This window comes from Cyclobacterium lianum, from assembly GCF_900143075.1.
Classification (GTDB): domain Bacteria; phylum Bacteroidota; class Bacteroidia; order Cytophagales; family Cyclobacteriaceae; genus Cyclobacterium; species Cyclobacterium lianum.
Map to the genome: position 1 here is coordinate 572,969 of NZ_FRCY01000001.1, position 14,074 is coordinate 587,042.

A 14,074-nucleotide genomic window follows, 5' to 3' on the forward strand; every position below is an offset into this window, starting at 1 on the left:
CTGTTTGTCAACCAAAACTGTAGCTGACCTGACTTCCCCGCTCAGGATCTAACCTGATGCCGGCATAGACTTCTATTTCCTGCTGTAGCTCCTCTACATGGCTGATGATGCCCACAATCCGGTTTTCGTGCCTGAGTGCTTTCAGGGTTTCGAAAACGATCCGCAGCGAATTTCTGTCCAGGGCACCAAAGCCTTCGTCCAGGAAGAAAAAACTTTGATCGGCCTGATTCAGGGATTTAACTTTTTCGGCCAAAGCCAGGGCCAGGCATAGGGAAGCCTGAAAGGTCTGCCCTCCGGAAAGGGTCTTTAGCAGGCGCTTTTTACCACCATTCAGGTAGTCCGTTACCCAAAAAGTATTGTTGTCGTCGATTTCCAGGCTCAGGCTGTTTTTTGTTAATCTGGTAAAGCGCAGGTTTGCCGTATTGCACAGCTCCCGGAGATAAATCCGGCTTACATATTTTACAAACCCATTGCCCTTGAATAGCTGTTCCAGTTCCTTCAGATAGGACAGCCTCAATTCCAGCTTTTCAAACAATTCGCTGAGCCTGGATTTTTCCTCCAGCTTTTCACGGATATCCGAAATGGACTTATTCAACAGGGTGAGTTGTTTTCGGATTTTTTCCAGTTCCTCACTCTCTGCTGCATGCTTGATTTTCAATTCGTCGAATGCCTCCTGTCGGAATGCGTTCACCCCCGGCACCTGCTCCAATGCTGCAATTCTGGACTTCACCACCGAGTAGTTCTTTTCATGTTCGCGGATTTCCTGATCCATCTGATCCGTGTCCATCTTCAGGGCAAAAAGCTGTACCAGATGTTCCTTGTCTGAAAAGCCAAGTTCCTGCCGGAGCAATTCGAAGTTTTCATTCAGACCCTGAAGTTTTTCAGCCGCTTTTTCCCTTTTTTGTTTAAAGTTCTCCAGGTTTGCCAGATTGGTTGCAGCTTTGCTTTTTGTGTCGCTCAGGACCTTTCGTTTGCTGTCCAGCAGGTTGTTCGTTTCCCTGATGTCCTCCCGGACCTTTGCTATGGTTTGGTGAATGGTGTCACTGGATCGTTGCAGATATGCCGCTGTAAAATCCGGATCGCTGATTTCCTCTTCTTTGGCTTTCAGGGTACTGCTCGCCTGTAAAAGTTGCTGCTCCATTTCCTGAAATTCATTTCGGTTTTTCTCCATAGCCATGCGCAATTCATCCAGTTTTTTTCTCAGCGCTCTGCTCTTGACCTGCAGGGCTTTCTGATTCCCGATTTCGACTTCCAATTTCCGTTGCGCGGTTTGCAGGCTTTCAAGGTCCCGGATTCCCTCCTTTGCAAGCTCTTGCTGAAGCACGTTGAGCTCCTCATCTATCCTTTTGAGCGCCTCGGCCCTGTTTTGCAAGTTCAGGCTTTCGTTTTCTTTCCGGGTCTGCAAAAACAACAGGTCCCTGGCCATCTCCTGGATCTGTTCAAGAGTTTTGGCCGCTTGTTTCAGCTCATCTTTAGCCTTCTCCAAAAGGTCTTGTGAGGGTGCAGGACTGAGTGGAGCAGGGTGCTCTGAAGAGCCGCACAAGGGGCATGGTTCTCCCTCTGTCAGGATGTGGGCCTGGTGCTGCAGGGCTTTTTTCGCTATCAGCTTTTCCTTTTCGGTTTCCAGAATCTGGATGGCAGCTTTCTGGGCATGCTGCCACTCCTCAAAGTCCCTGTATCCGGGCGGCAGCTTCCTGCCAATGCTGTCTGCCTGATGCGCAAATTGCTGTACCTGCTGCTCCATTGCATTCATTTCTTCCCTGATCTCCCGGCTACGAGAGGTTAAAGACTGCCAGTCCCGGACCTTGTTTCCATAGCTGGCCAGCAATTCTCTGTTTTCCGTATTTTCCGCTTTTTCGGCTTCTCGGTCCACTTTTTCCCATTGCTCTTTAAGAACTTGCTCCTGTTGCGAGAAGTTTTCCATATCAGGTTTCAGCGCATTTAATTTTTCCTCCGCTGCGCGCCGTTTTTCTTGTATGGCCTGGATTTCCAGGACCTTTTGCAGATCCCTGATTTTGGCTTCCCGCTCAGATCGTTTCTCTGCTTTCTCCTTCAGAGAAGTTTCTTCATCCTCCAGTTTTTTGATCTCCTCTTCGTAGGCCAGGCGAAAGCGGGAACAGTCCGTAAATCCGACGCTGGCTTCTTCCAGACTCAGTTCTTCTTCCTGTATTTTTTCCCAGACAGGAAATAGGTGGGTTCTGGCTTCCAGAAAGGCTTTCAGCTCTTTTTTCTTTCTTTCTATTTCCGGGATTTGTCTTTCCAGGCTGTCCCAGGATTGTTGTTGAACTTTCAGCTCCAGGTGTTTTTCCCGGATTCCCTGCATTTGCTGCAACTCCCTGCCGGTTAAATCACAGAGCTCCTCCTGTTTTTTCAGGAGCTTTTCGAGTCCCTGCTTTTCCTCCATTTTATCGCTAAGCATTTCCGGGTTCAGCCCTTCCAGGGCATCCAGTTTGGTTTGCAACCTGATTCTCTCCTCTTTTGCCGTTTTCGCCAGGGTTCCTGTCTTGCCAGACAGATCAAATCTTTCCAGTCCGAAAAGTTCTTTCATCATATCGGCGCGTGGTCCGGGCCTAAGGTCAATAAACTCCCGGAATTTGCCCTGGGGGATGATCACTGTTTGTTTGAAGTGCTCCTTTTTCATGCCGATGATTGCTTCCGCTTTTTCGGAAATCGGCACCATTTCTCCGTCCTGCTTTCGGTAAAACGTGTGCTCTGCTGGACGGATATCCTCAAAGTTTCTCGGGTTTCTTTTGACAGCATACCTGGCCAGGTAGCTGATATGGTGGTTGTTACCCGCGGTAAACTCAAAATTGATCTGCAAAATATCGCTTTGCAAATTGACCATACTGTTTTTTTCACCCTTGTCGGAAAGCCGTTCGGTACTGCCATACAGGGCGAGCAAAATGGCCTCCAGAATGGAGGATTTCCCAGAACCTACAGCTCCGAAAATCCCAAATAGTCCGGCAGCGGTCAATTGGGTGAAATCAATGGTTTGGGGCTCCTTATAGGAATAGAGGCCCTGTATGCTGAGTTTGATGGGGATCATCAGGCGTCGTTTTGGCTGATTACTTCTTTAAAAACGGCGGTTAATTCCGGATGGGGCGCTTGACCTTTTTCCTCCTGGTAGTACATCCCAAAAAGCGTCAGCATGTCTTTCTCCAGGTCCGCCACCTGCAGTTGCTGGTCCGAACCGCCCTTATTGCGGTTGATTTGTGGAATGATATTGATGATCCCGTCATGGGCTTTCATCAGGCTGCGCCGGGTAGCAGCGTCTATGGAGTGTTCGGTTACATAGGTTAGTTCCAGAAAGCAATTTGGGTGGTCAGCCAGCCATTCCAGCGCAACAGTCAGCTCTGCAAAGGTTTTCCGCTCGAGATTTCTCCCCTGAGTCAGGGGTATGGCCGAGTAATTTACAGGCTGATTGGGTTTGGCCTCGATAAGTACTACCTGTTTTTCCTGCCCCGCTTCACTGAAGGAGTAGGCCAGCGGAGAGCTGGCATACACTACAGGAAATGGGGAGCTGCGTACAGCATGGTAACGGTGAAGGTGACCCAGGGCTGCATACTGTACCTGATTGGGGATATGATTGGTGTACAGCGCCTGGGTGCCGCCTACATGCAGGATCGGCCGCTCACTTTCCGGTTCCGGTCCCGGATCCTCCCCCTCATTTACAAAGAAAAAGTGACCCAGGAATAAATTTACACCTCTGGCGTCACAATATTTGTCAGCAAGGTTTTTCCACCTTCCGGCCAAAAGATTCCTTAGTTCCTGCTCACGGTCTTTCTCTCCCAGATAGCTGCGCAACAGCAGTTCATTGGCATAAGGTGCCAGAATTATCCGTACCGGGAAATCAACCCCGGGTATTTTCAGCGAAACAAATCCAGCTTCTGATTCCAGTATTTCCAAGCCATTGTCGAGTTTCCCGACCGGAATCACTCTATCGTAATTTCCATAAAAAAATATCCCCATTTCTTTGGCCAGTGGATCCGGCGCTTCTACAAATTGGGTAGCGTCATGGTTGCCGGAAATGACCAGCACCGGACGGGTTCCATTTCTGGAAAGTTTGCGAAGGGTCCTGTAGAGCAGTTCCACAGCATCATGGCTGGGATTAAAATTATCAAAGATATCTCCCGCAACCAGGACCAGGTCCACATCATGTTTTCCGGCAATGGTGGCAATTTCTTCCAGCACAAGTTGCTGCTCCTCAAACCTGGATACTTCCTGGAGTTTTTTGCCCAGATGCCAGTCTGCTGTATGTAGGATTTTCATTGCTGAGAAATTGACTGCTAAAACATTAATTGAAAGCTCAATTTACACCAAAGGGAGGGTAGGGCAATGAGTTTTTAGCGAAATTTTCCTGGTACAGATGTAGTGGTTTTGGAAAAAAATCCGGACATTGAACGTACAGCAAAATTTTTGGCTTTAGTTTGTCTCTTGGAACCAAAAGACGATTTTTAGACCATTGGGAACCATCCGGGTAGTGGACAGGGTTGAGTATCAATTACCTGGCTTTCTTTTCGCAGGCAGCCATAAAGATGTATCATCAGGTAAATAGCTATGAAATCAAGCCAGCCCGTGCAGAGGGGTATGATGCCGGTGTCCCGGGTAGAGATGGTGATCTGCGAGATCCTCTTCTGAAGTTCCTCGACAGGCATAAGTTCGTTCAAAGACAATTATTAAGCGTATGAAATTTATTTTTACCATAGGGATATTGAGCCAGTTGCTTCTGGCTTTTCCGTCAATGGCCCAATCCCCTTTTACAGCCCCTGATTCGCTTTTGATCATTCAGGAAGGAATTGCCAGCTATTATGGCAGCAGGTTTCACAAGCGAATGACAGCCAATGGTGAGATATTTGATATGTGGGAATTTACCGCTGCACACAAGCACCTCCCTTTTGGAACCTTGATAAAGGTCACCAACAAAAACAATGGATACCAGGCCATTGTGCGGATCAATGACCGCCTGCCAAAATCCTCCAGGCGAATCATAGATTTGTCGAAGGGAGTAGCAGAACACCTCGATATGGTACGTGACGGGATTGTTCCGGTAAGCCTGGAGTTGCTCAGCCACCATGCCATCGACTGGGTGAGAAAGCAGTACCGGGAAGTGCCCCGGGATATTCGGCTGAGGAGTTATTTTCAGGGAGTTGCCTACCGCAAACGCCCCGAAATCGTCAAAAAGCCACTGAGGTAATGAGGTCATAAGCCCGGGTTATTTATGCAATTCCTTCCTGTATCTGACCGATTTTGAGGCATATCCCCTACCGTTCCAAATTTTATATCAGAGCAACGGCTTGCCTATGGTGGTTACAGATTATTGTTTTACTTTTGATACTCAAACCCCTATTAAATACCTTTCAATATGCGTAAAGTGCGAGCCAAAAAGCATCTGGGGCAACATTTCCTTACAGACCTGCAGGTAGCTGAAAGGATAGCTGGTTCACTTTCAGGCCATCGGCAGATTAAAAAGGTGTTGGAGATCGGTCCGGGCATGGGTGTGTTGACAGATTTTCTGGCCCGGCAAGACTGGGAATTGTACCTTATCGAAATTGACGAGGAAGCTGTAGACTACCTGCTGTCAAAATATGCAGACCCGGCTATAAAAGTGATCAAGGGGGATTTCCTGGACCGCAGGTTCAGGACGCTGATTGATGAGCCTTATGCCATTATAGGAAACTTTCCGTACAATATTTCCAGTCAGATTTTCTTTCGGGTTTTGGAGGAAAGACAGCAGGTAACGGAAATCGTGGGTATGCTTCAGAAGGAAGTAGCTGAACGGATCGCTGCAAAAAAAGGAAGCAAAACCTATGGCATATTGAGCGTCCTGCTACAAGCCTACTACGAGGTAAGCTATCTGTTTGATGTGCCTCCGGAAGTCTTTGATCCTCCTCCCAAAGTAAATAGCGGTGTCATCCAACTGAAACGAAATGACACCTACCAGCTGGATTGTGACGAAAAGTTGTTTTTCCGATTGGTAAAGCAGGCATTCAATACCCGGAGAAAAACCCTTCGCAATGCATTGAAACCTATGGGACTATCCGATGCATTTAAAAATGAACCCCTGCTAGATTTGCGGGCCGAACAATTGGGCGTAGCGGAATTTGTTTATTTAACCCGACAACTTGAAATATCTTGGAAAGAATAATACCATTTGAGCTCTCCAAAGAGTATTTGGAGGCATTGCGGGAAAATATAAGCAGTGAAAACAGTGCTTTTATCCAGGAATCCATGCTGGAAGCCAACAGAGCAGATGTAGCTGCCCTGCTGGATGAACTTGACATGGAGGAGGCGCTTTTTGTGCTCCGTGCCCTGGACCCGGATTTTTCTGCGGATATCCTTATCGAGCTGGATGAAGATTCACAGTATAAGGTGATCACCGCCATGCCACCCGAAGAACTGGCCACACTGATCGATCACATGGATTCCGATGATGCGGTAGACGTGTTGAATCAACTGGTAGTCAATGATAGGGAGGCTGTAATCAGTCATCTGGAAAAGAAGGAAAAATCCCTGTATATCATAGAGCTGCTGCGCTACGATGAGGACAGTGCGGGTGGTTTGATGGCCAAAGAAATCATCAAAGCCAACCTTAACTGGACCGTGGTACAGACCATCGATGAAATACGGAGGCAGGCCGAGAATGTAGAAAAGATCTTTTCCATTTATGTGGTGGACAACAAGGAAAAGCTTTTGGGGCGAATAGCGCTAAAAAAGTTGATTCTGGCGGCTTCGGATACCAAGGTGGCTGATTTGTATGAAGACAATATCATTTCCGTGCCTACCTATATGGAAGGCGAAGAAGTAGCTGAGATCATGCGCCGGTATGATCTGGAGGCGGTGCCGGTGGTGAATGTAAAAAACAAGCTGGTGGGAAGGATTACTGTGGATGATATTCTTGACCTGATCCGCGAGCAGGCAGAAGAAGACATACAGGCCATGACGGGTTTTTCTGATGACGTGGAGGAGTCCGATTCGATATACCGGCTGTCCCGGGCAAGGCTCCCCTGGTTGCTGATTGGCATGGTGGGCGGGCTGATGGGAGCAGGCTTTATTGGCTTTTTCGAAGATGGTCTCAATGCAGTTACTGCACTGGCATTCTTTATCCCCCTGATCACGGCGACTGGCGGCAATGTAGGTATTCAGAGTTCTACCCTGGTAGTGCAGAGCCTCGCTAACAAATCGGTTTTTGAGGATAGCCTTACCAAACGGTTTTTCAAGGTTTTGCTGGTCGCTATATTGAATGGCCTGGTATTGGCAGCATTTGTGTTTTCTACGGTAGTGTATCTCTATGGCGAAGAGGCAAAATTTGGCCTTGTAGTCGCCATCGCACTGTTTAGTGTGGTCCTGCTGGCTTCTTTTATGGGCACCCTTACACCCATTATTCTGGATAAGATAGGGATCAATCCGGCCATGGCCTCTGGTCCCTTTATTACTACGGCCAATGACCTGCTGGGTCTCGGCGTTTATTTTGGCGTAGCCACGCTATTGCTAAACCTATAATCAAAACATGAGGATTCTGATCATTGATCAAATGCATGAAAGCATCGTTCCCCTATTGGAGGAGCGCGGGCATTCGGTAGACTACCGGCCTGAAATAGACAGAAAGGAAATACTCGCTTGCCTGGAGAGATATGAAGGCCTGGTGATACGCTCCAAGACGCCGATCGACAGGCCCCTGCTGGAGCAGGGGCCAAGGCTGCAATTTGTAGCCCGGGCAGGGGCCGGTCTGGACAATATCGACCTGGACTTTCTGAAGGAGAATAACATTGCACTCTACCATGCGCCGGAAGGTAACCGGGATGCTGTGGCCGAACATGCCATCGGGATGCTGCTTGCCTTGTTTAACCACTACATACAGTCGGACCGGCAGGTTCGCAGCGGTATTTGGGACAGGGAGGCAAACCGGGGGGAGGAATTGGCAGGGAAAACCGTAGGGGTATTCGGGTATGGCAATATGGGACAAGCCTTCGCCAGAAAGTTAAGCGGTTTTGATGTAGAAATCCTCGCCTACGATAAGTATAAATCGGGATTTGGTAGCCCTCAGGTGCGGGAATGCGATTTCAAGACCCTTCAGGACAGGGCAGATGTGCTGAGCATACATGTACCGCTGACTGATGAAACCCGGAATTTTTTTACTCGCGAGATAATAGCCGGATTTAAAAAGCCCTTTTACCTGATCAACACAGCCCGGGGTGAAGTAATCCGAATGGATACCTTAAATGAGGCTTTGCAAAATGGCCTGTTGAAAGGAGCGGTATTGGACGTACTGGAAAAGGAAAAGTTTCAGACACTGACCGCGGCAGAAAAGCTGTCATTAGAGAAACTAACAGGATGGGAAAACGTAATTTTTTCTCCCCACGTGGCCGGATGGACGCGGGAGTCTTACCTCAAGATCAACCAGGTATTGGTGGCCAAGATCTGCGGAGAATGGAGGGGCTAAACGGCCAATAAATGGCCGTTTAAATTGTATAATAGGAATTCTTATTATATCTTTGTCTATACAAAAATACAGGAAGCGTAAGGGAACGGTCTCAAAGTTGAGACCGTTATTTTATTTAATGTCAGGCTATTAATTAATTGATATGGGAAACATTCAGTATTACACAGAAGAAGGGTTGAAGAAACTCAGAGAGGAGCTTCAGCAACTCAAGACCAAGGGCAGATCTGATATTGCCAAACAGATCGCAGAGGCCAGAGACAAGGGTGATTTGAGTGAGAATGCGGAGTATGATGCCGCCAAAGATGCTCAGGGACATCTTGAGTTGAAAATCGCCAAACTAGAAAATGTACTCGGTAATGCCAGGGTCCTGGACAACTCCAAAGTGGACACCTCCAAAGTTGGCATTTTGTGTACCGTGAAAATCAAGAATGTCAAAAACGGCATGACCGTAAGTTATACACTGGTCTCTGAGGAAGAGGCTGACCTGAAAGCCAATAAGATCTCCCTGGCATCCCCTTTCGGAAAAGGTCTGCTGGGTAAAAAAGTTGGTGAAATTGCTCAGATACAGGCTCCTGCGGGTATGCTTGAATTTGAAATATTGGACATCAATTATTAAACGCTATCCCGATTGCTTTGCATCGGGATTTTTTTGTGTGACACCATTAAGCTCCTGAATCATGTCTTCCATATTTACCAAAATAATCAACAGAGAAATCCCCGGATATATCGTCGCCGAGGATGAACACCATATCGCTTTTCTGGACATCATGCCCCTGGTCAAAGGTCATTTGCTGGTGGTTCCCAAAAAGGAGGTCGATTATATCTATGACCTGGACGATACGCTTTATTCCAGCCTGCACCTGTTTGCCAAAAAGGTGGCGAAAGCCCAGGAAAGTGTAGTACCCTGCACGAGAATAGGAGTAGCAGTAATAGGGCTGGAAGTACCACATGTACACATCCATCTGGTGCCATTGAAAACCATGGATGATATCAACTTCAGCCGGCCCAAATTGAAGGTGCCGGAAACAGAGATGAAGGAGTTGACAGCTAAAATAAAAGCGGCATTTGATTACGCTTGATGACAAGGGAATTTTTTGCCCGCAGGCAGGCATATATGTAGACCCCTGGAAACCTGTGGAGCGGGCTGTCATTACCCATGCCCATGCAGATCATGCCCGCTGGGGGATGAAACATTACCTGGCCCATGAACAATCCAGGTCCATTTTAAAATATCGCCTGGGCGCAGATATAAACCTGGAAACCCTTCCTTACAACACAGCCATCCATATCAACGGAGTGAGACTTTCCCTTCATCCGGCAGGTCATATTCCGGGATCAGCACAGGTGCGACTGGAATACAAGGGTCAGGTGGCTGTCGTCAGCGGAGACTACAAGACCGAAGCGGATGGGATCAGCAGTCCCTTTACTCCCATTTCCTGCCATGTATTTGTCTCCGAATGCACTTTTGGACTACCGATCTACCGGTGGGACAGGCAGGAGAGCATCTTTGCCGGGCTGAATAAATGGTGGGCAGACAATGCTGCAGAAAACCGTTGCACGGTAGTATTTGCCTATTCCCTGGGGAAAGCCCAGCGCATTCTCAGACACCTGGACCAGGACACAGGTCCGGTCTTTGTCCATGGATCGATATGGAATACCAACGCTGCCTTGGAGGCGGATGGGATTTTGCTGCCAGAGGTGAGGAAGGTAAGTCGGGAAATACCCAAGACGCAATACAAGAATGCCCTGGTACTGGCTCCGCCATCAGCAGCCGGGAGTCCCTGGATGAAGCAATTTGCGCCCTATCGTACGGCCATTTGCTCGGGATGGATGAATGTCAGGGGTACCAGGAGGCGGAGGGCGGCAGATGCCGGTTTCGTATTGTCCGATCATGCCGACTGGGCGGGCCTGAATGGGGCCATAGCCGCTACCGGTGCTTCAAAGATTTACCTCACCCACGGCTTCAATGAGGCTTTTGCCAGACACCTGCGCGAACAGGGGCTGGAGGCACTCGTACTGGATACGCTGTTCGAAGGGGATGCGGCGGATGCCAGGGACGATTGATCCGGGCTGCATCCCAAACAATCTTTTGAAAATTGGCGTTTTTATTTCGGGATTTGGGAGGGGCTGGTTAACTTTGCGCATGGCCGAACAGATCTTAATTCTTGACTTTGGTTCCCAATACACCCAGCTTATTGCCAGGCGGGTCAGGGAACTGGATGTATATTGCGAAATTCATCCCTTCAATAAAATCCCCCCACTTTCTGCAGACATTAAAGGTGTTATCCTCTCCGGGAGCCCCTGTTCGGTGAGAGATGAAGGCGCTCCCGACCTGGATCTGGAAATGATCCGGGGCAAAATCCCTGTCCTGGCCGTATGCTATGGGGCCCAGTTGCTGGCCCAGAAATATGGGGGAAATGTGGCGCCTTCAGAGATCAGGGAGTATGGAAGGGCAAGTTTGTCTCACCTGGATACCCATATTGACTTGTTTAAGGAAATGACGCATGGTTCGCAGGTGTGGATGTCACACGGGGATACCATCAAGGAGCTGCCTGAAGGCTTTGACATCATTGCCAGTACTCCCTCAGTAAGGATAGCAGCGTATAAAGTCCAGGGGGAGGAAACCTACGGCATTCAGTTCCATCCCGAAGTAACTCATTCTACCGAGGGGAAAAACCTGCTCAGAAATTTTGTAGTCCAGATTTGTGGCTGCTCTCAGGACTGGACTTCTGATGTATTTATCGATATCACCGTAGATGAACTCAAAAAAACGATAGGTTCAGATCGGGTCGTCATGGGCCTTTCCGGAGGGGTAGATTCTTCCGTCGCGGCTACTTTGATCCACCGGGCTATCGGTGAGCAGCTTACCTGTGTGTTTGTGGATAACGGACTCTTGCGCAAGAATGAATTTGCAGAGGTATTGGATTCCTATAAAGGGATGGGTCTGAATGTGATTGGCGTAGACGCCAGACAGAAGTTTTATGATGCCCTGGAGGGGATTTCCGACCCGGAAGGCAAGCGCAAGGCCATCGGAAGAACATTTATCGAGATTTTTGACGAAGAGGCCCATAAAATTAAGGATGTAAAGTGGCTGGGGCAAGGCACCATCTACCCCGATATCATTGAGTCGGTATCCGTCAATGGTCCCTCTGCTACAATCAAATCGCACCACAACGTTGGCGGCTTGCCCGATTTCATGAACCTAAAGGTGGTAGAACCCCTGAAAACCTTGTTTAAAGACGGAGTACGAGAGGTAGGAAAGGCGCTGGATATTCCGGATGCTATCATCGGCAGACATCCTTTCCCCGGCCCTGGTCTGGGGATCAGGATCCTGGGAGATATCACGCAGGACAAGGTCCAAACCCTTCAGGAAGTGGACCACATATTTATTCAAGGCCTGAAAGATGCAGGGCTTTACGATCAGGTCTGGCAGGCAGGAGCCATTCTTCTGCCCATCCAATCAGTGGGCGTGATGGGCGACGAACGCACTTATGAGCGCGTTGTGGCCCTCAGGGCGGTATCTTCCGTAGACGGTATGACCGCAGATTGGATCCACCTTCCCTACGAATTTTTGGGGAAAATATCCAACGATATCATCAATAAAGTGAAGGGGGTAAACCGCGTGGTATACGATATCAGCTCCAAACCTCCTGCCACGATAGAATGGGAATAAAAGCCATGCTGACCCTGATTCGAATATACGGAAAGGGTTTACGGCACCTTTCTTTCGGATTTCAACCCGATCTGAACTATCTTTAAGCCGGATGATACCTTTCGAGTCGTTTTAGCCCCTCACCATAGTAGAGAAACGTTTACACTGCAGTAGAATCAATCCGGAACTTACAAGGGGCAGGTTCAGTGATTGATTTCGAAATAGTCTTAGACCGTATCAGCCGGACTATGGTATACTTAGCGTTAAAAAAAATAGGTATGAAATTTGACTATCCTAGCCTGTAAAAATCTGCCGACCATGAAAATAATACTACCGATCATCTTTTTATTCATCAGCCTTGGGGGTTTGTTCGCTCAGGAAGATATAGCCAGCTACGAACGCGCAAAGCGTCTCATTGAGGAAGGAGACCATGCATCTGCCATGGAGCTTTTGAGACCATACATGGATAGAGAGAGATACGGCGAGCTTGCAGATTTTGCGAGCTATCATTTTGCCCGTGCAGCTTATGGAAACAGACAGTTTGAACTGGCTAAAAATGCGAGTATGATGGTACTGGAGCAGAACAGCAACTGGGAAGGAGAGGATGAAGCCAGGTATTTGCTCGCACTTTCGCATTTTCAGTTGTCTGCACCCGGCGAGGCTCTCAAACAAATTGCGGCCATATCTGTTGAAGCCTTACGGCAAGAAGCCTATAAGGCTACCTATGAATTTTTGAAGGTGAGTTCATCAAGTGTGCTGGAAGCGCAATATAGACAGTACCCCGAAAATATGGGTCTGGTAATGGCGCTGAAAAGACTGCTGGAAACACAGGGAACTTTGTCCACGACTGAGCGGAACCTTTATGAGGAAGTACGAAGGAAAGCTTTTGATATTGCTGAAAGCGAATCGAATGCCGGGAAGGATCAGGTGCTGGATATCGCAGTAGTGCTTCCATTCAATTACGATGGCGGATCGGGCACCGCTTCGCTTCAGGGAAATAATTTTGTCCTTCAGTTGTATCAGGGTATACAGCTTGCCCTGGATCAGGCCCGGGAAAAGGGTACAAGACTCAATTTTCAGGTATATGATACACAACGGAATACCGAAAAAGTCCGTGCCATACTAGCAGAGCCCTTTCTGAAAACCGCCGATATTATATTGGGGCCGATCTATCCCGAGGAAACTGCCCTGGTGGCTGAGTTTGCAAACCTGTACCAGATCCCGCAGATCAACCCGCTCTCCAATATGGACGAAAATATCAAGGGTTCCAATTACTCTTATCTGTTCAGGCCCTCAGTGGAAGCCATTAGCCAGAAAGTCATTGATTATTGCAGGAGGTTCAATGGGAAAAGGATTGCATTGGCCTATTCCGGAGCAAGCAGAGATGAGCAGCTCGCGCGCCTTTTTACAGAAATGGCGCGAAGGAACGGTTTGCAGATCAGCGAAAGCAGGAAAGTGAATAGCCAGGACATGCGTGGTTTTTTTGAGAATCTGGGATTGGGCAACAATGAAGAAGCAGAGGTGGACATGATGGTGGTCTTCTCTGACGACCCGAATGTGGCGGCTCCGGTTTTTGCCATGGTGGAAGCTATCGGTCCTGACCTGCCCATAATAGTCATGGAAAGCTGGTTGTATTTTAATTTTGCCAATTATGAAATGATGGAAACCAGAAATTTCCACTTTGTAGGTAACAATACAGTAGATTTTAATAGACAAAACCTGACTGATTTCAGGGAGAGCTATCTGGATACTTACCAGACCTACCCCAGTGCATTTGTGTACACTGGCTACGAACTCGGGGACTTCGTCAGTCGGGTGATAAACGGAGACCAGGGCTTTGATTTTCGTAAAAATCTGGATCAGATGGGGTATCAACGTGGTGAGCTCACATTTGGATTTGATTTTTCCGGCAAAAGGTCCAACGATTACATTCCTATTCTTAGTTTGGAAGAAGGCGTATTGACTATAGAAGAATAATTCAC

General features: G+C 48.2%; 11 protein-coding genes. 9 read left to right on the forward strand and 2 right to left on the reverse strand.

Going from position 1 to position 14,074, the window contains the following annotated elements; genetic code table 11:
* Positions 1-7: 7 nt before the first annotated feature.
* Together BUB19_RS02265 and BUB19_RS02270 are read right to left on the reverse strand one after the other, a co-directional pair.
* Positions 8-3,046: an SbcC/MukB-like Walker B domain-containing protein gene (locus BUB19_RS02265; protein WP_073091169.1), complete on the reverse strand. Its 3,039-nt coding sequence runs from the start codon at positions 3,044-3,046 to the stop codon at positions 8-10.
* Entirely contained in the window at positions 3,046-4,269 is a 1,224-nt protein-coding gene (locus BUB19_RS02270) for a metallophosphoesterase family protein (RefSeq protein WP_073091172.1), read from the reverse strand. The genes BUB19_RS02265 and BUB19_RS02270 overlap by 1 nt, the downstream gene beginning before the upstream one ends.
* 415 nt (positions 4,270-4,684) lie before the next feature.
* On the opposite strand from BUB19_RS02270, the gene BUB19_RS02280 reads away from it, so the two are divergent.
* The 9 genes from BUB19_RS02280 (at position 4,685) to BUB19_RS02320 (ending at position 14,069) form a co-directional block, all read left to right on the forward strand.
* Positions 4,685-5,194: a septal ring lytic transglycosylase RlpA family protein gene (locus BUB19_RS02280; RefSeq protein WP_073091177.1), complete on the forward strand. Its 510-nt coding sequence runs from the start codon at positions 4,685-4,687 to the stop codon at positions 5,192-5,194.
* 168 nt (positions 5,195-5,362) lie between these two features.
* A complete protein-coding gene (gene rsmA / locus BUB19_RS02285) occupies positions 5,363-6,145 on the forward strand; it encodes a 16S rRNA (adenine(1518)-N(6)/adenine(1519)-N(6))-dimethyltransferase RsmA (protein ID WP_073091180.1) in 783 nt (260 codons plus the stop codon).
* On the forward strand, positions 6,133-7,500 hold the full coding sequence (gene mgtE / locus BUB19_RS02290; protein WP_073091183.1) for a magnesium transporter: 1,368 nt from the start codon (positions 6,133-6,135) through the stop codon (positions 7,498-7,500). The genes rsmA and mgtE overlap by 13 nt, the downstream gene beginning before the upstream one ends.
* Positions 7,501-7,507: 7 nt before the next feature.
* Positions 7,508-8,440 carry an NAD(P)-dependent oxidoreductase gene (locus BUB19_RS02295; protein ID WP_073091186.1) on the forward strand — a complete coding sequence of 311 codons (933 nt, stop codon included), beginning with the start codon at positions 7,508-7,510 and terminating at the stop codon, positions 8,438-8,440.
* Positions 8,441-8,582: 142 nt separating this feature from the next.
* Positions 8,583-9,056, forward strand: coding sequence for a transcription elongation factor GreA (greA, locus tag BUB19_RS02300; protein ID WP_073091189.1), 474 nt, complete (start codon positions 8,583-8,585; stop codon positions 9,054-9,056).
* 61 nt (positions 9,057-9,117) lie between these two features.
* Positions 9,118-9,519, forward strand: a complete 402-nt coding sequence (locus tag BUB19_RS02305; protein ID WP_073091191.1) for an HIT family protein — start codon at positions 9,118-9,120, stop codon at positions 9,517-9,519.
* Entirely contained in the window at positions 9,506-10,504 is a 999-nt protein-coding gene (locus BUB19_RS02310; RefSeq protein ID WP_073091196.1) for a ligase-associated DNA damage response exonuclease, read from the forward strand. Before BUB19_RS02305 ends, BUB19_RS02310 begins: the two co-directional genes overlap by 14 nt.
* Before the next feature lie 79 nt (positions 10,505-10,583).
* Positions 10,584-12,113 (forward strand): glutamine-hydrolyzing GMP synthase, encoded by a 1,530-nt coding sequence (guaA, locus tag BUB19_RS02315; protein ID WP_073091201.1) that lies wholly within the window; start codon positions 10,584-10,586, stop codon positions 12,111-12,113.
* Positions 12,114-12,410: 297 nt separating this feature from the next.
* Entirely contained in the window at positions 12,411-14,069 is a 1,659-nt protein-coding gene (locus BUB19_RS02320; RefSeq protein WP_073091207.1) for an ABC transporter substrate-binding protein, read from the forward strand.
* The last annotated feature ends 5 nt before the right edge of the window (positions 14,070-14,074 follow it).